General features: G+C 66.4%; 17 protein-coding genes and 1 riboswitch. Of the genes, 11 read left to right on the forward strand and 6 right to left on the reverse strand.

From position 1 onward, the window contains the following. Window positions 1-115 precede the first annotated feature (115 nt). The 6 genes from ACVWZ5_RS17105 (at window position 116) to ACVWZ5_RS17130 (ending at window position 6,998) form a co-directional block, all read left to right on the forward strand. Entirely contained in the window at window positions 116-655 is a 540-nt protein-coding gene (locus tag ACVWZ5_RS17105) for a sigma-70 family RNA polymerase sigma factor (protein WP_084941825.1), read from the forward strand. Next, entirely contained in the window at window positions 648-1,580 is a 933-nt protein-coding gene (locus ACVWZ5_RS17110; protein ID WP_260270529.1) for a FecR family protein, read from the forward strand. The genes ACVWZ5_RS17105 and ACVWZ5_RS17110 overlap by 8 nt, the downstream gene beginning before the upstream one ends. A 116-nt stretch (window positions 1,581-1,696) precedes the next feature. After that, entirely contained in the window at window positions 1,697-2,389 is a 693-nt protein-coding gene (locus tag ACVWZ5_RS17115; protein WP_062575789.1) for a response regulator transcription factor, read from the forward strand. Continuing rightward, entirely contained in the window at window positions 2,389-3,726 is a 1,338-nt protein-coding gene (locus ACVWZ5_RS17120) for a HAMP domain-containing sensor histidine kinase (RefSeq protein ID WP_062575322.1), read from the forward strand. The genes ACVWZ5_RS17115 and ACVWZ5_RS17120 overlap by 1 nt, the downstream gene beginning before the upstream one ends. Before the next feature lie 83 nt (window positions 3,727-3,809). Then, entirely contained in the window at window positions 3,810-6,038 is a 2,229-nt protein-coding gene (locus ACVWZ5_RS17125; protein ID WP_280070715.1) for a TonB-dependent siderophore receptor, read from the forward strand. 69 nt (window positions 6,039-6,107) lie between these two features. Beyond that, window positions 6,108-6,998, forward strand: a complete 891-nt coding sequence (locus tag ACVWZ5_RS17130) for an alpha/beta hydrolase (protein ID WP_457340750.1) — start codon at window positions 6,108-6,110, stop codon at window positions 6,996-6,998. A gap of 4 nt (window positions 6,999-7,002) precedes the next feature. On the opposite strand, the gene ACVWZ5_RS17135 is transcribed toward ACVWZ5_RS17130, so the two are convergent. Genes ACVWZ5_RS17135 through ACVWZ5_RS17145 form a run of 3 tightly spaced genes read right to left on the reverse strand, consistent with a single transcriptional unit; the run spans window position 7,003 to window position 10,215 of the window. Further along, window positions 7,003-7,800 carry a nucleotidyltransferase domain-containing protein gene (locus ACVWZ5_RS17135; RefSeq protein WP_457340751.1) on the reverse strand — a complete coding sequence of 266 codons (798 nt, stop codon included), beginning with the start codon at window positions 7,798-7,800 and terminating at the stop codon, window positions 7,003-7,005. 39 nt (window positions 7,801-7,839) lie between these two features. Beyond that, a complete protein-coding gene (locus ACVWZ5_RS17140; RefSeq protein ID WP_186600267.1) occupies window positions 7,840-9,045 on the reverse strand; it encodes an RtcB family protein in 1,206 nt (401 codons plus the stop codon). 39 nt (window positions 9,046-9,084) lie between these two features. After that, window positions 9,085-10,215: a slipin family protein gene (locus ACVWZ5_RS17145; protein WP_062575790.1), complete on the reverse strand. Its 1,131-nt coding sequence runs from the start codon at window positions 10,213-10,215 to the stop codon at window positions 9,085-9,087. A 597-nt stretch (window positions 10,216-10,812) separates the two neighbouring features. Between ACVWZ5_RS17145 and rtcR the strand changes: the two genes are divergently transcribed. Further along, window positions 10,813-12,396, forward strand: coding sequence for an RNA repair transcriptional activator RtcR (rtcR, locus tag ACVWZ5_RS17150; protein ID WP_457340752.1), 1,584 nt, complete (start codon window positions 10,813-10,815; stop codon window positions 12,394-12,396). Between the two features lie 36 nt (window positions 12,397-12,432). After that, window positions 12,433-12,574, forward strand: a riboswitch (FMN riboswitch). Between the two features lie 80 nt (window positions 12,575-12,654). Then, window positions 12,655-13,305: a 3,4-dihydroxy-2-butanone-4-phosphate synthase gene (gene ribB, locus ACVWZ5_RS17155; protein WP_062575327.1), complete on the forward strand. Its 651-nt coding sequence runs from the start codon at window positions 12,655-12,657 to the stop codon at window positions 13,303-13,305. A gap of 63 nt (window positions 13,306-13,368) precedes the next feature. On the opposite strand, the gene ACVWZ5_RS17160 is transcribed toward ribB, so the two are convergent. From ACVWZ5_RS17160 to ACVWZ5_RS17170, 3 genes are read right to left on the reverse strand one after another with little or no spacing between them, the layout of a single operon-like run. Then, window positions 13,369-14,562 (reverse strand): SGNH/GDSL hydrolase family protein, encoded by a 1,194-nt coding sequence (locus ACVWZ5_RS17160; protein WP_062575328.1) that lies wholly within the window; start codon window positions 14,560-14,562, stop codon window positions 13,369-13,371. Window position 14,563: 1 nt separating this feature from the next. Further along, entirely contained in the window at window positions 14,564-15,700 is a 1,137-nt protein-coding gene (locus ACVWZ5_RS17165) for an SGNH/GDSL hydrolase family protein (RefSeq protein ID WP_062575329.1), read from the reverse strand. Continuing rightward, window positions 15,687-17,102, reverse strand: coding sequence for an MBOAT family O-acyltransferase (locus ACVWZ5_RS17170; protein ID WP_084941819.1), 1,416 nt, complete (start codon window positions 17,100-17,102; stop codon window positions 15,687-15,689). Before ACVWZ5_RS17170 ends, ACVWZ5_RS17165 begins: the two co-directional genes overlap by 14 nt. A gap of 220 nt (window positions 17,103-17,322) precedes the next feature. On the opposite strand from ACVWZ5_RS17170, the gene ACVWZ5_RS17175 reads away from it, so the two are divergent. The 3 genes from ACVWZ5_RS17175 to dxs all read left to right on the forward strand — a co-directional run bounded on the left by ACVWZ5_RS17175 (window position 17,323) and on the right by dxs (window position 20,581). Then, window positions 17,323-17,565, forward strand: a complete 243-nt coding sequence (locus ACVWZ5_RS17175; RefSeq protein WP_028690287.1) for an exodeoxyribonuclease VII small subunit — start codon at window positions 17,323-17,325, stop codon at window positions 17,563-17,565. Continuing rightward, window positions 17,562-18,449: a (2E,6E)-farnesyl diphosphate synthase gene (ispA, locus tag ACVWZ5_RS17180; RefSeq protein ID WP_084941818.1), complete on the forward strand. Its 888-nt coding sequence runs from the start codon at window positions 17,562-17,564 to the stop codon at window positions 18,447-18,449. The genes ACVWZ5_RS17175 and ispA overlap by 4 nt, the downstream gene beginning before the upstream one ends. A 236-nt stretch (window positions 18,450-18,685) precedes the next feature. Then, complete coding sequence (dxs, locus tag ACVWZ5_RS17185) at window positions 18,686-20,581, forward strand: 1-deoxy-D-xylulose-5-phosphate synthase (protein WP_280070721.1); 1,896 nt, start codon at window positions 18,686-18,688, stop codon at window positions 20,579-20,581. Window positions 20,582-20,653: the final 72 nt, after the last annotated feature.

Below are 20,653 nucleotides of genomic sequence, written 5' to 3' on the forward strand. Positions count from 1 at the left end.
CTGTCGCATGACGGCGAAAAAGGTATATGCGTGCGATTCGCATTTTCACTTGATCTTGTGATTCAGCCAAATTTAGTGATAATTGTTTGCATTTACGCCCTGACGCCTCCCAGCCATGACCCTTTTCAAGATCCGGTCCCAGTCCGCCGAGCCGTGCGCCGTCACCACGCTGTACATCGAGCACCACGCCTGGTTGCGCGGCTGGCTGGCGTACCGGTTGCGCTCCTGGGGGCGCGGCGTGGCCGACGATCTGGCCCAGGACATCTTCGTGCGCTTGCTCGCCAGCCGCGACAGCAACCAGCCTGACACCCTGCGCCAGCCGCGCGCCTACCTGACACGCATCGCCAACTGCGTGCTGGTCAGCTGGCGCCGCCGCCATTCGCTGGAACAGGCCTGGCTCGAAGCGCTGGCGCTGGTGCCCGAGGCGCTGCAGCCGTCACCCGAGCAGCAGAGCGTCATCCTCGAGACCCTGCATGAGATCGACGCGGTGCTCGACAGCCTGCGCCCACGGGTCAGGCAGGCGTTCCTGATGGCCACCCTGGACGGCATGAAACAGAAAGACATTGCCCAGGCCCTGAACATCGCGCTGCCAACGGTGAAGAAGTACATCCACGAGGGCTACATGGCCTGCCTGAGCCAGATGCCCGATGAGTGACCAACCCGCCATTGCCCAGGCCGTGCTCGCCAAGGCCGCCGCCTGGTTGCTGCTGATGCAGGAAGGCCCGCTGACGCCAGCGCAACAGCTCGAACTGGAACGCTGGCGGCGCCGCGACCCGGACCACGAACGCGCCTGGAGGCGCGCGGAGCGCCTGCTGACCCGCCTCGGCACCCTGCCACCGACCCTTGCCCGGCAGACACTCGTTCGCCCGCAGGACAGCAGCCGGCGCACCGTGCTGCGTGGCCTTCTGGTGCTGATCGGCGCGGCCCCGCTGGGCTGGTGGGTATGGCGGCAGACCCAGGAGGGTAACGACTACCAGACCGCAGTGGGCGAACGCCGCGAACTGCTGCTGAGCGATGGCACCCAGGTCACTCTCAACAGCCACAGCGAGCTGCGAGTGGTGTATTCGGCCGAGGAGCGTCTGCTGCACCTGCGCCGTGGCGAGGCGTACATCGTCACCGCCGCGGACCCGTCGCGGCCGTTGCGGGTGCGGAGCGAACATGGCCTGATGCAGGCGCTGGGCACCCGCTTCAGCGTGCGCCAACTCCCTCGCGAGACTCAGCTCGCGGTCTATGAGGGCGCCGTGCGCGTCACCCCCGAGGCCGGCAGTGGCACCGTCATCCACGCAGGCTCGCAGGTGCGCTTCGACCGCGACCAACTCGGCCTGGTGAAAACCGCCCGCGACACCCAGCTGGCCTGGCGCAATGGCTTGCTGGTGGCCGACGACATGCCGCTGTTGCAGTGGGCCCAGGAATTGATGCGCTACAGCGACCAGCGCCTGGTCTGCGACCCGGCCGTGGCCGAGTTGCGGGTCTCCGGCAGCTTCCCGGTCGATGACCTGCCACTGGCCCTGGCCATGCTGGGCGAGAGCCATGGCCTGCGTGTGCGCAGCGAAGCCGTCGGGATGTTCATCAGTCGCTGAAACAGGGGCCAAAAGCCTCGACCACGCGACGAAATGCCAGCATCCGGCCATTGCCCCGGCACCATCGCCAATGGGATGATTCGTATTTGCAACGAATTCTCATCAAGGTCATGTCCGTGCCGCCCAAGCTCCTTCTAGCCGAAGACGACCCTCGCCTGCGCCAGGACCTGGAACAGCATTTCCTGCGCCGCGGCTTCAGCGTCCTGGCCTGCGAGAACGGCACCCAGGCATTGAACACGATGCAGCAGGCCCCCTTCGACCTGCTGCTGCTGGACATCATGCTTCCCGGAATCGATGGTCTGAGCCTGCTCGACGAACTGCGCCGGCACCAGGCGGTACCGGTGATGCTGATGTCGGCCTTGGGCGCCGAGCAGGACCGCATCAGCGGCTTCACCCGCGGCGCCGACGACTACCTGCCCAAGCCCTTCAGCCTGGCCGAGCTGGATGCCCGGGTCGATGCCCTGCTGCGCCGGGTAGCGCTGGATCGACGCCCGCCCGCGCCGCGCCACGCCTGCACGCTGACCTTCGATGGCGCCAACCATGATGTCGCCCACCATGGCCGCAGTGCCGGGCTGACCGGTTCCGAATACCGCTTGCTGGTGACCCTGCAAGCCCATCCCGGCGAAGCGCTGAGCAAGGCATTCCTGTACCAGAGCGTCCTGCACCGGGCCTATACCCGCCTCGACCGCGGCCTGGATGTGCATGTGTGCAACCTGCGCCGCAAGCTCGCCGCCATCGGCGCCAGCCACCTGGAAATCCAGGCCGTGCGCGGCCAGGGCTATATCCTGGTCGATGCGGGCAGCACCTGATGCGCCGTCATCCGCTGCTGTGGAAACTGGCGCTGTTGCAGGTGTGCTTCTGCCTGCTGCTGACCTGGCTGATCTGGACCTGGGGTCTGTCGGTCGAACGCAGCACCTACTTCCTGGCCCCCGCCGACCGGGTGTTCCTCGCCGGCTTCGCCGAACAGGCCGAGCAGGCCTGGCGCGCGGAAGGCGCCGATGGCGTGGAACGCTTGCGCCGTCGGCTCGAAGCCGATGAGAACACCTGGGTCGCCATCATCGGCCCTCATCTGCAGAGCCTAGGCACTACCCCGCTGAGCGCCGATGAAGCCAGCCGCCTGACCTTCATGCGCAAGCTCGATTGGCCGATGAGCCGGCGCTTGCAGGACGAGCTGCCGTACGTGAGCATTGCGTTCCCCGAACACCCCGAGGACGGCCGCCTGGTCATCCAGCTCCCAGAACACCTGCTGCCCACCGGCCTGACACCCTGGACCCACGTGATCACCCACGGCGTGGCCCCCGCCCTGCTCGCCTTGCTGCTGGGCCTGGCGCTGTACCGCCACCTGGTCGTGCCGCTCAACCGCCTGCGCGATCGCGCCGACGCCCTGCGGGCTGATGACCTGGATGGCCCCGGGCTGCCTCTGCAGGAACGCCGCGACGAACTGGGCGAGCTGGCCCAGGCCTTCGAGCACATGGCCGTGCGCCTACGCAAAAGCCTCGACCAGCAACGCCTGCTGCTGCGTACCCTGTCCCACGAACTGCGCACGCCGCTGGCACGCCTGCGCATCGCCCACGACAGCGAATTGCCGGCGGAACTGCTGCGCCAGCGCCTTGATCGCGAGGTGGACGACATGCAGAAACTGCTGGAGGACACCCTCGACCTGGCCTGGCTGGACACCGAGCAACCGCAACTGGCGACCGAGCCGGTACTGGTGCTCTCGGTCTGGGAGGCGCTGGTCCAGGACAGCTGCTTCGAAAGCGGCTGGCCGGTCGAACGGCTGCCCTGCTCGCTCGGCCTCGACTGCCAGGTGCAGGCGCACCTGGACAGCCTGGCCCAGGCCTTGGAAAACCTGCTGCGCAACGCCATCCGCCATTCGCCCGCCACTGGCCGGGTCAGCCTGGACGGTTGGCGCGAGGGCGCCTTCTGGCACCTGTGCCTGCGCGACCAAGGGCCCGGAGTACCAGAGGATGAACTCGAGCAGATCTTCCAGCCCTACCGCCGCCTGCCCGGCAGCGGCGCCGGCTTCGGCCTGGGCCTGGCCATCGCCCGGCGCGCCATCGATCTGCAGGGCGGGCGCCTGTGGGCGAGCAATGGGCATCCCGGCCTGTGCCTGCACCTACTGTTGCCGGCCAACGAAAGTGTTTAGAAAGTTAATGCGCTTTACTCTCAAATAAGAGTTATTACCATCTGTGATCTCTTGAATTCAGCCCGCCGTGCCGGAGATCACACATGTCGCCCCGACCGCTTCCTCTCGCCCCCTTCCTGCTGCTGTCCAGCTGCCTGCTGAGCAGCGCCGTGCAGGCCGCCAACCAGCCAGAACCGATCGTGCTGGAAAGCCAGAACGTGGTGGCCACCGCCCTGGAGGAGACCAAGCAGGCACCGGGTGTGTCGGTCATCACCGCCGAGGACATCCAGAAACGCCCACCGGCCAACGACCTGTCGCAGATCATCCGCACCATGCCGGGGGTCAACCTGACCGGCAACTCCACCAGCGGCCAGCGCGGCAACAACCGGCAGATCGACATCCGCGGCATGGGGCCGGAGAACACCCTGATCCTGGTCGACGGCAAGCCGGTCAGCAGCCGCAGCTCGGTGCGCTACGGCTGGCGCGGCGAACGCGACTCGCGCGGCGACACCAACTGGGTACCTGCCGACCAGGTCGAGCGCATCGAGGTGATCCGCGGCCCGGCGGCGGCACGCTACGGCTCCGGCGCCATGGGCGGGGTGATCAACATCATCACCAAGCAACCGACGGGCGAAACCCACGGCAACATGACCGTGTACCAGAACTTCCCGCAGCACGGTGACGAAGGCGCCACCAAGCGCGTGAGCTTCGGCCTCAACGGCCCACTGGCCGACACCCTGAGCTACCGCGTCTACGGCAACGTGGCCAAGACCGACGCGGACGACTGGGACATCAACGCCGGCCACCAGTCCGCGCGCACCGGCACCCAGGCCGGTACCTTGCCCGCCGGCCGCGAAGGCGTGCGCAACAAGGACCTCAACGGCCTGCTGAGCTGGCGCCTGACGCCGGAACAGACCCTGGAGCTCGAAGCCGGCTTCAGCCGCCAGGGCAACCTGTACGCGGGCGATACGCAGAACACCAACTCCAACGCCAACGTCAAAAGCATGCTCGGCAAGGAGACCAACATTCTCTACCGCGAGAACTTCGCCATCACCCACCGTGGCGATTGGGACTTCGGCAGCAGCATGGCCTTCCTGCAATACGAGAAGACCCGCAACCAGCGCATCAACGAAGGCCTGGCCGGCGGCACCGAAGGCATCTTCAGCAACACCGACTTCTACACATCGACGCTGCGCGACCTGACCGCCCACGGTGAGCTCAACCTGCCACTGCACGCCTGGCGCGACCAGACCCTGACCCTGGGCAGCGAGTGGAGCCAGCAGAAACTGGACGACCCCAGCGCCAACACCCAGACCACCAGCGAAGGCGGCGGCGTGCCCGGCCTGGCCAGCAGCGGCCGCAGCACCAGCAGCCAGGCGCAGATCTTCTCGCTGTTCGCCGAGGACAACATCGAACTGCTGCCCGGCACCATGCTCACCCCGGCGCTGCGCTTCGATCACCACAGCATCGTCGGCGACAACTGGAGCCCGTCGCTCAACCTGTCCCACGCGCTGAGCGACACCCTGACGCTGAAGGCCGGCATCGCCCGCGCCTACAAGGCGCCGAACCTGTACCAGCTCAACCCCGACTACCTGCTCTACAGCCGTGGCCAGGGGTGCTACGGGCAGACCACCAGTTGCTACCTGCAGGGCAACGCGCACCTGCAGGCCGAGACCAGCGTCAACAAGGAACTGGGCATCGAGTTCCAGGACAACGGCTGGGTCGCCGGCCTGACGTACTTTCGCAACGACTACAAGAACAAGATCGACTCGGGCCTGAGCGGCATCGGCCAGGCATCCGGTGGCGTCGGCGCCAACGCCAACGCCACCCTCTACCAGTGGGAGAACATTCCCAAGGCGTTGGTCGAGGGCCTCGAGGGCACCCTGACCATCCCGCTGAGCGAACAGCTGAAGTGGAGCAACAACTTCACCTACATGCTGCAATCGAAGAACAAGACCACTGGCGAGACCCTGTCGGTGACCCCGGCCTACACCCTCAATTCGATGCTCGACTGGCAAGCCTCCGATGACCTGTCGCTGCAGCTGAGCGTGGCCTGGTACGGCAAGCAGACACCGAAGAAGTATGACTACCAGGGCAAGCGGGTCACCGGCACCGCCAACGACCAGGTGGCCCCCTACGCCCTGGTCGGCGCCAGCGGCACCTATGCACTCACTAAAAACCTGAGCGTGACCGCCGGCATCGACAACCTGTTCGACAAACGCCTGTACCGGGCCGGCAACGCCCAGGCGGTGAACGGTATCGAGGGTGCGGGCGCGGCCACCTACAACGAACCCGGGCGCACCTTCTACACCAGCCTGACCGCCTCCTTCTGAACCCGTGCCGCCGTTGCATCCGACGATGCCGCGGCGGCCTGTCAATGGATGACCTCACGAGAACGCCCGATGAAGATCCTTACCCTTGTCCTGGCACTGGTGCTGAGCGGTTCGGCCCTGGCCCAGCCGCAACCCGAGCAGAAGATGGACACGACCCTGCTGCAGCGCCAGGACCTGGCCTATCGCTTCAGCCACCTCGACCTGGATTCGCGCGACGGCCAGCGCCATTACCGCCTGTGGATCGGCCAGCCCCGGCGCCCGGCCCCCGCCAGCGGTTACCCGGTGCTATGGATGCTCGACGGCAACGCCGCCATCAGCGCCCTTGAGCCAGAGCAACTGCAGGCGCTGGCCGGCGGCCAGGCACCGCTGCTGGTCGCCATCGGCTACCAGACTGACCAACGCATCGAGCGTGCCGCCCGTACCTACGACTACACCCCCGTGGTGCCCGGGCTGGCCGAGCAACGCGATCCCCTGACCGGCCAGGCCAGCGGTGGCGCCGATGAATTCCTCGATCTGCTGGAGCAACGCATGCGCCCGATGGTCGCCGCTGTGGCGCCCGTCGACCCGCAACGACAGACACTTTGGGGCCACTCCTATGGCGGGCTGTTGACGCTGCACACACTGTTCACCCGTCCGTGGCTGTTCAGCGACTATGCGGCGGCCAGCCCATCGTTATGGTGGAACGACGGCGCCATCGAGGCCGAGATGCACGGGTTGCAGGAGCGGCTGGGCAGCCACCAGCCCAGCCTGCTGCTGATGCGCGGCACGCGGGAACCGGCCAACCCCCGAGGGCCGCTGCAGGGCGATGTGCAACGACCTGCCCGGGCGCTGGTGGCCAGTCTGGCCGGAGTGAAGGGATTGTCAGCGACTTTCCAGCCATTCGACGGCCTGGACCACGGGCCAATGCTGCCGGCATCGCTGCGGTTCGTGATGGACAGGATGTCCAGGTCGGCTCAGTGAGCCGTCATCCAGCCTGGCGCACGGTGTCCCGCAGAAAATCATCCAGCAACCCGGTGTCCCCCCTCGTCACCGGTACTTCCCGCGCCTCTCCTGCCCGCGCCAGCTCGGCCTCGATGAACCCATGCAACACCTCATCCCGCGGTCCGTGCTCGGCCTCGCCACTGCGGCGCTTCACAGCCAGCAGCGCGTCGATCGCCGCCTGCAGTCGCGGGTCATCGACGGTACGCGCCAACAGCGCGGCGAACGCCGTCGGCGGCATGCCCAGCCCCTGGTCGATCCAGCGCACCGCCAGCAACGGCCGCAGCACATACAGGTACTTCTTGAAACGCACCGTCTCGCCCATCAGGTAGCCGCGCAGGTTCTTACGCGCCATCGACAGGTAGTGGTGGCGCACGGCGCGCGGCGAGTAGAAAGCCTCGCCCAGCTCGCGCAAACGCCCGGTAGCTTCGGCGTCGGCGCGGTACACCAGCGGCGAGCCCAGCCACTCGAGCAAGCTCGGGTTGGCGCCGCGCATCAGGCGCAGGGTCTTGCGCAGCTCCCAGCCGCTGATGTCCAGTTCGTCGCAGAGCGGCCGCTCGATCACATCGCGAGGCTCGTCCACCCGCAAGTACCAGTCGTTGCGCGGCACGTAGACAAAGCGCACATCATAATCGCTGTCCGGCGAAGCGAAGCCCCAGGCACGGCTGCCGGACTCGCAGGCATAGAGCACGGTCACCTCGTGCTCGCGCTCGATACGTTGCAATTCATCGAGCACCCGGGCACGCATGGCCTCGGGCAATGGGTGGGGGTCGTCCTGATACATGTCTTCGTTCCTTGTACAGGGCGCCATAGGGCGCCCATTTCAACCTTTCACGCACACCACCTGACGCAGGGTATGCACCACTTCGACCAACTCCCGCTGGGCCTGCATCACCGCATCGATGTCCTTGTAGGCCATCGGGATCTCGTCGATCACATCCTTGTCCTTGCGGCACTCCACATGGGCGGTGGCACGCTGCTGGTCCTCGACGGTGAAGCGGCTCTTGGCCTTGGTACGGCTCATCACCCGGCCCGCGCCGTGGCTGCACGAACAGAACGCCTCCTCGTTGCCCAGACCACGGACGATGAAGCTCTTGGCGCCCATGGAGCCGGGGATGATGCCCAGCTGGCCCTTCTGCGCCGACACCGCGCCCTTGCGGGTCACCAGCACCTCACGACCGAAGTGCTGTTCCTTCTGCACATAGTTGTGGTGGCAGTTGACCGCCTCGAGGCTGGCCTCGAACGGTTTGCCCAGCACCTTGCGGGTGGCGGCAACCACCGCCTGCATCATCAGCTCGCGGTTGTGCCGGGCGAAGTCCTGCGCCCACTCGACCGCCTCGACATAGTCGGCGAAATGCCGGCTGCCTTCCTCGAAGTACGCCAGGTCCCGGTCCGGCAGGTTGACCATGTGCTGGCGCATGTCGGCCTGGGCCAGTTCGATGAACAGGTTGCCGATGGCGTTACCCACACCACGCGATCCGCTGTGCAGCATGAACCAGACCCGGTCGGCCTCGTCCAGACAAACTTCGATGAAATGGTTGCCGCCACCCAGTGTCCCCAGGTGCTGGCGGTTGTTGGTCTTCTCCAGCCGCGGGTGCTTGTCGGTGATCGCCTTGAAGCGCCCGGCCAGGCCGCTCCATACCTGGTCGGCCTGGTTCGGCACATTGTCCCAGGCGCCTTGGTCACGACGACCGAAGGTCTTGCCATGGGGCACGGCTTTTTCGATGGCCGTGCGCAGGCCGTGCAGGTTGTCCGGCAGGTCGCGGGCGTGCAGCGAGGTGCGTGCGGCGATCATGCCGCAGCCGATGTCCACGCCCACCGCCGCCGGAATGATCGCGCCCACGGTGGGGATCACGCTGCCGATGGTCGAGCCCTTGCCCAGGTGCACATCCGGCATCACCGCCAGGTGCTTGAAGATGAACGGCATCTTCGCCGTACTCATCAATTGCTTGCGGGCGTCGTCCTCGACCGGCACACCGTCGGTCCACAGTTTGATCGGCTTGCCGCCCGCCACTTCGAGTATGTTCATTGCCTTGTTCCTTGTTGCGCTGCGTCGTGTCGCAAAGGGTCAACCCGCCTTGAGGCTGACCATTCCATTCAATACCTGATCCAGACCACCGAACACCGAAATCCGGTCGATGCGCTCGGCCACCCGTTCCAGGGTTTCCAGTTCCTTCAGGCGCAGGGCCGTCGGGTTGCCTTCCATCACCTTGGCGGTGTTGAGCAGCGAACGGGTCGCCTGGGTTTCCTCACGGCGCCGGATCACGTTGGCCTGGGCGGCCTTTTCCGCCTCCACCACCTGCGCCAGCAGGGTCTTCATTTCGCCCGGCAGGATGATGTCGCGCACCCCCAGGCTGCTCACTTGCAGGCCATTTCCTTGCAGGTGCGCCAGCAGGTGCTCGGCGACGCTACCGTCGATGGACTGCTTGTCTTCCAGCAGCTCGTCGAGGGTGCGAGTACCCACTGCCGCACGCAAGCCGAACTGCAGCTCGCGGTACAGATGCTCCACCGGCTTGCTCATCTGCCCGTGAGCAACGAGCACATCGGTGTAGCGCCAGTTGGCCACAAGGCTCAGGCGCAGGCTGACCTTGTCGCGGGTAAGGATCTCCTGGCCGTTGACCTCCAGCGCCTGCAGGCGGGTATCGACCATCTCCACCTCTACCTGGCTGCCGCAGCGCCAGTAGCCATGCCGGCCTGGCTCGAGCAACCCGGCCACCACGCCGTCGATCTTCAACACGCCGACATGGAAGGCCGGCACCAGCGCCAGCAGCACCAGATCCGTGCCGGCCACGCCGGGGCGCTTCAGGCGACTCACCAGTTCGTCGTCCAGGCGACGGCCCTGGTTCAGGTCGACGCGCTGCAAGCCGTGCTCGACCTGGCCTTTCCAGTACAGCCGTCGGCTGTCCGGTGCCAGCAACTCGACCAGGCGACCGTCCTCGAAACGCAGTCCGGCCTCGTGCGGGGCCAAGTCCATGGTTTCGAAATACCGCTCGACCAGTGCTGGTTCATGCCCACGCAGGTATTGCGCCAGCGGATGGTCGAACAGCGGGGATTGAAGGCTGAAAGTGCTCACCGCCAGCCGGTCTTGCCAGTCGAAACGCTGGTACTGGCCAGGCTCGAGAATCGACACGAAGTCGCCTTCGCTCATCAACAGGCCGCGTTCGTTTTTCTTCACCACAAAGCGTTTCAACAGTTTCATCTTGCTCATCCTTTTCCAATGTCCTTGAGTGCCGGGGTCGCCAACCCAGCGGGCGTCGCGAGCGAAGCCTGGCGGAGTCCGGGGCCGGGAGCGTTGCTCCAGCGACCACCCTCGTTGCGCCAGGCCCGGCCGGCGAGCCGGGTGGGCCAGCGGCGGGCCAGGCGTCCTTCGCAGTGACGGGCCGTCCTGGCCCTGCTTGCGTTGCCTGTGCCCCACCGGCGGGTGTTGCGGTTACAGCTACCTTAGGAGGGTAGTGCCGGGGCTTTGCCCGGCGAGCGTCTGCGCCGGCCTTTCCAGGGGCCCAGCGCAGCAATGACCGGTCGTTGCGGCGGCGGCATGCACGACACCGACACCTGAAGGTGGGTACGTGCACCGGTGGGGGGTTCCCCTGTCCCGAGGGCCTGCCTGGCGATGCGGTCGAGAGGGATATAGCGAGCGGCGTGCCAGGTTTTCATTTGGCATCGATAAATTATCTAATTTATTGTTTTATATAGATTTATTTTTATATTGCTCACTTGCGCACAATTGAAAGCATCCATGGACATCCAATTTTTCGTATATCATCGGATAGCAATTTATCTCTTAGGATAATCAAGGATGCGCAAGCCTCTCGTCGCCATCGGCTTCCTCGGCACCACCCTCGACCGCAACGGCAAGGGCGCCGCACGCTGGAACCGCTGGCGGCCAACCATCGGCCTGTGCCAGCAAGCCGACCTGCCCCTGGACCGCCTGGAACTTATCCACGGCCCCGGCGCCCGCGACCTCGGCCTGGCCGAGCGGATTCGCGCCGACATCCAGCAGGTCTCGCCCGGCACCGAAGTGCGCCTGCACCCGCTTGCGCTGCGCAACCCGTGGGACTTCGAGGAGGTCTACGGCGCCCTGCACGACTTCGCCAGCGGCTATACCTTCGACACCGAGCGCGAGGACTATCTAGTGCACATCACCACCGGTACCCACGTCGCGCAGATCTGCTGGTTCCTGCTCACCGAGGCGCGCTACCTGCCAGCGCGCCTGGTGCAGACCTCGCCCTCGCGCAAGCAGGACGAAAACGGTGACCCGGCCGGCATCGCCACCCTGATCGACCTCGACCTGTCGCGCTACGACCCGATCGCCTCGCGCTTTCGCCGCGAGCAGGTCGAGGGGCAGTCACTGCTCAAGTCCGGCATCGCCACGCGCAACCAGGGTTTCAACCGCACCATCGAACAGATCGAGCGGGTCGCCCTGCGCTCGAAGGCCCCCATGCTGCTGGTCGGCCCGACCGGCGCCGGCAAGTCATTCCTGGCCCGCCGCGTCCATGAGCTCAAGCGCGGGCGCCATCAGCTGGGCGGGCGCTTCATCGAGGTGAACTGCGCCACCCTGCGCGGCGACGGCGCCATGTCGACCCTGTTCGGCCACGCCAAGGGCGCCTTCACCGGCGCCCAGCACGCCCGCGACGGCCTGCTGCGCGCCGCCGACGGAGGCATGCTGTTCCTCGACGAGATCGGTGAACTGGGCGCTGATGAGCAGGCCATGCTGCTCAAGGCCATCGAGGAAAAACGCTTCTTCCCGCTGGGCGCGGACCGCGAAGTGGAAAGCGACTTCCAGCTGATCGCCGGCACCCACCGCGACCTGCGCGCCAAGGTCGCCGACGGCTCGTTCCGCGAAGACCTGTTCGCCCGCATCAACCTGTGGACCTTCGCCCTCCCGGGCCTGGCCGAACGCCGCGAGGACATCGAGCCGAACCTCGATTTCGAACTGCAGCGCCATGCCCGCGAACAAGGGCGTCAGGTGCGTTTCAACCTCGAGGCCAAGCGCCGCTACCTGGCTTTCGCCCATGCCGGCGAGGCCCGCTGGGCCGGCAACTTCCGCGAGCTGTCGGCGTCGATCACGCGCATGGCGACCCTGGCCGACAGCGGGCGTATCGATGAGGAAATGGTCGAGGAAGAGATTGCCCGGCTACGCTATGCATGGGGCCTGGAGTCGGCCAGCGAGCCACTTTTGGCCGACCGCGCACTCGACCTGTTCGACCAGGTGCAGTTACAGGCGGTGATCGACGTCTGCCGCCGCGCACCGAGCCTGTCAGAAGCCGGGCGTCAGCTGTTCGCGATATCGCGCCAGGAGAAGGCCAACCCCAACGACGCCGACCGCCTGCGCAAGTACCTGGCGCGCTTCGGGCTGGACTGGCAGCAACTAAAGTCGTAGGGCTTGCCAGCCCGCTAGCACAGTGCTGTATGCTTGGCCGGTCTTCAGGGCGGGGTGAAAGTCCCCACCGGCGGTAAATCGAAAGATGAGCCCGCGAGCGCCCCGGCCATGCCGGGGGTCAGCAGATCTGGTGCGACTCCAGAGCCGACGGTCATAGTCCGGATGAAAGAAGGCGTTTGGCAGGGTCCGTCCGGGCGCCCCTGCGCGCGCATTATGTTCGCCCCGAGACGTTCATCGATCATTCACGAGGAGCGTTTCATGTCCACCATGCTCAACACGCAATTCCCCAACGTCAGTGCCGCCATCGCCGCCTTCCAGGCCGGGCGCCCCGTGCTGCTGCTCGACGACGACGACCGCGAGGACGAAGCCGATATCGTCGCCGCCGCCGAGAACCTTTCGCTGCAGACCATGGCCATGATGATCCGCGACTGCAGCGGCATCGTCTGCCTGTGCCTGGACGAAGCCACCGTCGATGCCCTGCAGCTGGCGCCGATGGTGCAGAACAACCAAGCCCGCCATGGCACCGGCTTCACCGTCACCATCGAGGCCGCCGAAGGGGTCAGCACCGGCGTGTCGGCACAGGACCGCATCACCACCATCGAGGCCGCGCTGCGCTCGACCGCGCAGGAACGTCATATCGTCAGCCCAGGCCATGTGTTCCCGCTGCGCGCTCGCGATGGCGGCGTGCTGACCCGCCGCGGCCACACCGAAGGCTCGGTGGACCTGGCCCGCCTGGCCGGCCTGCGCCCGGCAGCGGTGCTGTGCGAACTGATGAACCCCGACGGCAGCATGGCCCGCGGCGAGCAGGTGGCGGTGTATGCGCGGCAGTACAACCTGCCGGTGCTGACCATCGAGGAACTGGCGCGCTATCGCGAGGCGATGGTCGAGTTGCAGGCCGAGCCGGCCTGATACCTGAGCAAGCCCGCCCCCGACCACCGTGGGGGCGGGCTTGCCCCGCGATGAGGCCAGGCCTCAACGCAACCCCAAAGGCCCCTTCAGAAACTCATACAACCCCGCCGCACTCTTGCGATAACCATCCGCCGTCAGGTGCACCAGATCCGGCCGCGCCAGCCCACCTGCCTGCCAGCCGGCAATCGAGCACGGCCCACCCATGAACCCTTGCCAATCCCAGAACAGCGCCTTGTGCTTGCGCGCCATCTGCTTCTGGATACGGATCACCGAGGCCAGCGGTTGCGGCTGGCGCGCCGCACAGCTGCGCGCCTTGCGCTGCTTGATCGAGTCTGGCGGACCGACCAGCAGGATCGCCGCCTGCGGCAGGTCCTTGCGCAGGCCCGTGAGGGTCGCGTCCAGTTGCGTCTGGTACAGCGCCAGGTCGAGCTTGTCGTCGAACGCTTCGTTGGTGCCGTAGGCCAGGATCATCAGGTCAGGCCGCACGGCCTTGAGGCTGTCGCGCCAGCCCGGCTGCCACTTGTCCACCACGTCCAGGCGCGCGCCGTTGATACCCAGCGCCGAGTAGGTCACCCCGGCATTCTTCTGGCCCTGGATGTACCAGCCACCCAAAGCGACACCCCTGCCGCCCTCGACGCTCAGCTGCACCGGCAGGCCGACATTGGCGTAGGCCGGACTGAAGCGCCACTGGCCATTGCTGGCCGGCAACACGCGGCGCTGGCCGCCATTGACGAAGAGGCTGGCGCTGGCGCTCGACTGGTACAGCGCCGAGACCTTGTAGCGCTGGCGATCCTCGTCCCGCGCCTGCAGCACCACACTGGCGCGATTGGCCAACGGCAGCGACAGGTAGCCCCCCAACGGAAACTGCGAGCTCTGCTGGTTGCGCGCCGACACCAGCTCCCACTGGCGCTTCTCGCTCTTGATGATCACCCGGTCGTTGCGGATCCCCGGCACCGGCGAGGCCGGCACCAGGCCGATGCCACCGTCGCCGTAGCGCGCCTGCAACAGCTTGCGCAGCTCGCCGCTGAACAGGTCGGCGGCGGTATGCGAGTCTCCCAGCTGGACGATGGCGACCGGCGCCCGGCCGGCATTGCGCAGCTTGCCGGCGAGCAAGGCCAGGTTGCCGTCCTGGCGGGTGGCTGGCGCGACGGCTGGCCGGGCCGTGGGCTGGGCGCTCACGCTGTTGGCGCCGGTGCTGCAACCCGGCGCGGCGCTGATCAGCAGGGCCAGGCCCAGCAGGTGATGCCATTGGCGCATCTCAATGTCCTGTAACGGTCAGGCCCGGAAAACTGATCAGCGACAGAACCTGTTCGGCGATCATCTTCTGGCCTGTGATGGTGAAATGAATGCCGTCGTCGACCCGCACCTTGACCCGCTTGCCCTGCGGTGTCTGCACCGTATACGAGAAGTTGGCGTCGGTGTACCCGAGGATCGGGTTGGCCGAGACATAGTGCTGGCCGAACAGCGCGGTCTGCTCCTGGTAAAGCCCGCTGAGGTAGCCCATGGCCGTGGACAATCGCGCCTTCTCCATGTTCGGCGGCCCGACCCAGATCACCTGCACGTTGTGCGTGCGGGCCTGCTCGAGGATCGAATCGATACGGGCGCGGTAGGCGAGTTCCCACTCCGGCGACTTGAAGCGCAGGAACGGCTTGCCCTTGCCCTGGGGCATGTCCCAGGGGTCGTTGGGGCCGAGGAACACCACCATCAGGCGCACGTTCGGTTCATGGTCGAGGGTGTCGGCCACGGTCTTCGGCCAGTTGAAGAAGCCCGGGTAGGCAAGGCCGGTGCTCTGCTTGCTGAGGTTGAAGGTGCGGATCTGGTAGCGCTTGCGCAGGCTGTTGGCCAGGTGCGGCGCCACGCCCTGCATCAGCGAGTCGCCGACCAGGAACACGTCGTCGCCAGCGGCCAGCGAGGCCACGGTACCCGGCTGCAGCAACGCGGGTGCAGACGCGGGCGGCGCAGGCTGGGCGACAACGACGGGGGCTGGCGCATGAAGCGGCGCAGGCGTCGGCTGCACATGCGCCGGCGTCGACACCGGTGGCAACGGCTTGGCCACGGCCGCCGGGGTTTCCAGATCGACCGTGACCACCGGCAGCGGTGCGGGCAGCACCTCGACCGCCGGCCCCTCGACCAGTTGCTGTGCGGGCAGCCACTGCTCGAGCAGGCCATCGCGTTGCGCCTCCAGCATGGCCGTCAACTGCGCCCCCATGCGCCAGGCCGGCATCTGACCCAGCAGCGGTATCTCGCAGCTCTGGTGGTATTTCTGCTGGCAGTAGAGCTTGATCGAGTCCTGGTTCAGCCAGAACAGCAATGCGGTGGTGACCACGATCGCATACAAGCCACGGGCGGCGCCCATCTGCACCTGGAACAGCTGTTTGCTATCAGAAGCTTGCATAGATGAACCCCGGCACGCCCGACTGCGAAGCGAAAATCACCAGCGACACACCGACCCCGAGCGGGATCGGATACAGCTGCCACGGCAGGCGCTGGAACAGCGCGCCACTCTGGCGCAACAGCACCAGCCACTGTGGATAACTGGCCACGAACAGCACGCAGGCCAGCAGCATCAGGCCGGTGGCGCTGTTCAGCCCCGCCAGGCTCAGCTGGCCGATGTCGACGAGCATCTCAAGCGCGCCGTCCAGCGTCGGACTGCGGAAGAAGATCCAGGCGAAGGCCACGTAGTGGAAGGTCATCAGGCGCGCCAGCAGGCCGGAGCCCGGCAGCCGTGCGAAGCCCGGAAACCACTGGCTGAACAGCTTGGAAATGGCCAGGCCGACACCATGCAGCGCGCCCCAGATGATGAAGTTCACGCTCGCCCCGTGCCACAGGCCGGACACCAGCATCGCCAGCAGCATGTTCAGGTTGCCGCGCCATGCGCCCTTGCGATTGCCGCCCAGCGGGATGTACACGTAGTCGCGGATGAAGCGCGACAGGCTGATGTGCCAGCGCCCCCAGAATTCCTTGAGGTTGTGCGCGGCGTACGGCGCGTCGAAGTTGTCCGGCAGGCGAAAGCCCAGCAGCAGGGCGATACCGGTGACCAGGTTGGTGTAGCCGCTGAAGTTGAAGTAGATCAGCAAGCTGTAGCCGTACACGCTCAACAGCACCTGTTCGGGGCTGGCGCTGCCCGGGGTGTCGAACACCGGGTCGACCCACTCGCTGCCCAGCCAGGCGCTGAGGAAGAACAGCTTGACCACCGCCATCGCGATCAACCCCAGCGCCCGCTGCGGCTCCAGCACCTGGCGCATGGCCGGCGGACGGATCTGCGGCAGCATGTGCAGGGCACGGTTGACCGGCCCGGCCACCAGGCTGGGGAAGAACGCCAGGTACAGGGCCAGGTCCAGCGGCGCCGCCGGCGCCAGTTCGCGGCGGTTGATCGACACCAGGTAGCTGACCGAATGGAAGGTATAGAACGACAGCCCGATCGGCACCAGCACTTCCAGCAGCGGTAGCGACACCTCGAACCCGGCCGCCGCCAGGGCGCCCTGGGCGCCGCCGACGAAGAACTCCTGGTACTTGAACAGGTAGAAGCAGCCCAGCACCAGGGTCAGCAGCAGCACGCGACTGAACCAGCGCCCGGGATAGCGCCCCGCCAGCAGGCCGAGCAGGTACACCAGCGCGCTGTAGCCCAGCAGGATGTACAACGACTGCAGGCTGAAGCTCGCCACCAGGCCATAGCTGGCGGTCAGCAGCAGCAGGTTCTGCAACCGCACGCTCCAGCACAGGCTCCAATAAAGAATGAAGAACAGCGTGAAACAGAGGCCGAATTCGATCGAGAGGAAGCTCACAACGTAGTCCATTACATGACGTCGGGAAGAAAGGTCCCTGACCCTCGGGCCAGAGCGCGCGGATTATGGCAGAGGGCCGTCACCCCCACAATTCGATTGCATCGCCGATTGCAAGATGGCTCGCACCGAACAAGTGCAACAAAATGCGACGAACGATAGGCCCATGCAATTTGCTCCCCCTGCCCCGCTCTGCTAGTGTCGCGCCGTTCTGAATGCCACCGAGACAGTCGCCATGGCCCGCAAAAAAACCTCCATCGATTTCGAACAATCCCTCGCCGACCTGCAAGCCCTGGTCGAACGCCTGGAGAACGGCGAACTGTCGCTGGAAGAGTCGCTGGCCGCCTTCGAGCAGGGCATCGCCCTGACCCGCGATTGCCAGGGCGCCCTGGCCCAGGCCGAGCAGAAAGTGCAGATCTTGTTGGAGCGTGACGGCGAACTGGCTGCCCAGCCGTTCGACGCGGAGCCCGAGGCATGATCGCCCAGTACCAGCAGAGCGCCCAGGCACGGGTCGACGCCGCCCTCGAACCGCTGTTCCAGGCACCGTCGAAGGAACTCGAACGCCTCTATGCCGCCATGCGCTACAGCGTGATGAACGGCGGCAAGCGCGTGCGCCCGCTGCTGGCCTATGCCGCCTGCGAAGCCTTCGGCGTGCCTGCCGAGCATGCCAACGGCGCGGCCTGCGCGGTGGAACTGATCCACGCCTACTCGCTGGTGCATGACGACTTGCCGGCGATGGACGACGACGACCTGCGTCGCGGCCAGCCCACCACCCACAAGGCGTTCGATGAAGCCTGTGCGATCCTCGCCGGCGACGGGCTGCAGAGCCTGGCCTTCAGTGCCCTGCTCGACCCGTGCCTGAGCCCGCAGTCCGACGCTCTCCGCCTGCAGATGGTCCAGGCCCTGGCCAAAGCCGCCGGCCCCGCCGGCATGGTCGGCGGCCAGGCCATCGACCTGGGCTCGGTGGGCGTCAAGCTGGACCAGCAAGCCCTGGAATACATGCACCGGCACAAGACCGGCGCTCTGATCGAAGCCAGCGTGCGCCTTGGCGCCCTGGCCAGCGCCCGCGCCGATCTGGCCCAGCTCGATGCCCTGCAGATTTATGCACAGGCCATCGGCCTGGCGTTCCAGGTGCAGGACGACATTCTTGACGTGGAGAGCGACACCGCCACCCTGGGCAAGCGCCAGGGCGCCGACATCGCCCGCGACAAGCCGACCTACCCGGCGCTGCTCGGGCTGGAAACGGCCAAGGCCTATGCCCTGGAGCTGCGCGACCAGGCGCTGGCCGCGCTGGCAGGTTTCGGCGACAACGCTGAGCCGTTGCGGGCCCTGGCCCGCTACATCGTCGAACGCCGCCACTAAGGCCTGACACATCCCCCTGCAGGAGCGGCCTTGTGTCGCGAAAAGGCTGCAAAGCAGCCCCAGATTTCAGCATCAAGGCAGAAATTGCCGGGGGCGCTACGCGGCCCTATCGCGACACAAGGCCGCCCCTACAGGATCTCTTCCGCATCGGTGGCCCTCATACACCCGTCCGAATGGGCAGCTTTTCCTACAATGGGGTAAACTGCCGCGTCTTCACACCTATAACGACACGCCTGATGCCCACGACGTTTCAAGAGATCCCCCGCGAACGCCCGGTCACGCCATTGCTGGACCGCGCCGACACGCCCGCCGGCCTGCGCCGGCTGGCCGAAGCCGACCTGGAGACCCTGGCCGACGAGCTGCGCCAGGAGCTGCTCTACACCGTCGGTCAGACCGGTGGGCATTTTGGCGCGGGCCTGGGCGTCATCGAGCTGACGATCGCCCTGCACTACGTCTTCGACACCCCGGATGACCGGCTGGTGTGGGACGTCGGCCACCAGGCCTACCCGCACAAGATCCTCACCGGTCGCCGCGAGCGCATGCTCAGCCTGCGCCAGAAGGACGGCATCGCCGCCTTCCCGCGCCGCAGCGAGAGCGAATACGACACCTTCGGCGTCGGTCATTCCAGCACCTCGATCAGCGCCGCCCTGGGCATGGCCATCGCCGCCCGCCTGCAGAACGACCCACGCAAGTCGATCGCCGTGATCGGCGACGGCGCACTGACCGCCGGCATGGCCTTCGAGGCGCTGAACCACGCCCAGGAAGTGGATGCCGACATGCTGGTCATCCTCAACGACAACGACATGTCGATCTCGCGCAACGTCGGCGGCCTGTCCAATTACCTGGCCAAGATCCTCTCCAGCCGCACCTACGCCAGCATGCGCGAAGGCAGCAAGAAAGTGCTGTCGCGCCTGCCCGGCGCCTGGGAGATCGCCCGCCGCACCGAAGAGTACGCCAAGGGCATGCTGGTGCCCGGTACCCTGTTCGAGGAACTGGGCTGGAACTACATCGGCCCGATCGACGGCCACGACCTGCCGACCCTGATCGCCACCCTGCGCAACATGCGCGACCTCAAGGGCCCGCAGTTCCTGCACGTGGTCACCAAGAAGGGCAAGGGCTTCGCCCCGGCCGAGGTCGACCCGATCGGCTACCACGCGATCACCAAGCTGGAGCCGGCCGACAAGCCGGTGGCGCCGAAGAAGGCCAGCGGGCCGAAGTATTCCGCCGTGTTCGGCCAGTGGCTGTGCGACATGGCCGCCGCCGACAACCGCCTGGTGGGCATCACTCCGGCGATGAAGGAAGGCTCGGACCTGGTCGACTTCAGCGAACGCTACCCCGAGCGCTACTTCGACGTCGCCATTGCCGAACAGCACGCGGTGACCTTTGCCGCGGGCATGGCCTGCGAAGGCGCCAAGCCGGTGGTGGCGATCTACTCTACCTTCCTGCAGCGCGCCTACGACCAACTGATTCACGATGTGGCGGTGCAGGACCTCGATGTACTGTTCGCCATCGACCGCGCCGGCCTGGTCGGCGAGGACGGCCCGACTCACGCCGGCGCCTACGACCTGTCCTACCTGCGCTGCATCCCCGGCATGCTGGTGATGACCCCCAGCGACGAGAACGAGCTGCGCAAGATGCTCAGCACCGGCCACCACTACAAGGGCCCGGCCGCCGTGCGCTACCCGCGCGGCACCGGCCCGAATGCACCGATCAGCGGCGACCTCGAGCCGCTGGAGATCGGCAAGGGCGTGGTCCGTCGCCAGGGCGGCAAGGTCGCCCTGCTGGTGTTCGGCGTGCAACTGGCCGAGGCCCTGCAGGTGGCCGAGCAGATCGACGCCAGCGTGGTCGACATGCGTTTCGTCAAGCCGCTGGACGAGGCCCTGCTGCTGGAGATGGCCGCCAGCCATGAGCTGCTGGTGACCATCGAGGAGAACGCCATCATGGGTGGCGCCGGTGCTGCCGTTGGCGAGTTCCTGGCTCGCGAGGGCGTGGTCAAGGCGCTGCTGCACCTGGGTCTGCCGGATATCTATGTCGAGCATGCCAAGCCGGCGCAGATGCTGGCTGAATGCGGGTTGGATGTGGCTGGTATACAGGCGGCCGTCACCGCCCGCATGACCAAGCTCGGCCTGTAAAACCCAATCGCGGGGCAAGCCCGCTCCCACGAAGACCCCACAGGTCTCGTGGGAGCGGGCTTGCCCCGCGAT

The organism is Pseudomonas sp. TE6283, from assembly GCF_054060555.1.